Source organism: Aquicoccus porphyridii (assembly GCF_008369105.1).
GTDB classification, from domain to species: Bacteria; Pseudomonadota; Alphaproteobacteria; order Rhodobacterales; family Rhodobacteraceae; genus Aquicoccus; species Aquicoccus porphyridii.
This window is the reverse complement of record NZ_VINQ01000080.1, coordinates 1-615: the sequence shown is the minus strand read 5'-3', so window position 1 is coordinate 615 and position 615 is coordinate 1. Positions and strand designations below refer to the sequence as shown.

General features: G+C 68.6%; 1 protein-coding gene. It reads right to left on the bottom strand.

What is annotated here, in order from left to right; all coding sequences use genetic code 11:
- A partial coding sequence (locus FLO80_RS23660) for a lyase family protein (protein WP_246156791.1) occupies positions 1–615 on the bottom strand: 615 nt, incomplete at both ends.

Sequence of the window (615 nt, the reverse complement as noted above, 5' to 3'; positions counted from 1 at the left end):
TCACTTCGAAGGCGACCTGGTTGACCGCTTCCGGGATCACCGGGTTGACCTTGCCCGGCATGATCGAACTGCCCGGCTGGCGCGGCGGCAGGTTGATCTCGTTGATGCCGGTGCGCGGGCCGCTGGAGAGCAGGCGCAGGTCGTTGCAGATCTTCGACAGCTTGACCGCGGTGCGCTTGAGCATGCCGGAGAACAGCACGAAGGCGCCCATGTCGGAGGTGGCTTCGATCAGGTCGGCGGCCGGCTTCAGCGGCTGCCCGCTGATGGCGGCCAGGCGCTCGACGGCGAGCTTCTGGTAGCCGGGGTCGGCGTTGATGCCGGTGCCGATGGCGGTGCCGCCGAGGTTCACTTCGGTGAGCAGCTCCGGCGCCAGGCGACGCAGGCGGTCGAGGTCTTCGCCGAGGGTGGTGGCGAAAGCGTGGAATTCCTGGCCGAGGGTCATCGGCACGGCGTCCTGCAACTGGGTGCGGCCCATCTTCAGTACGCCGGCGAATTCGACGCCCTTGGCGGCGAAGGCCTGGATCAGGCTGTCGAGGCTGGCCAGCAGGGTGTCGTGGCCGAGCAGCAGGCCCAGGCGGATGGCGGTCGGGTAGGCGTCGTTGGTCGACTGCGCCA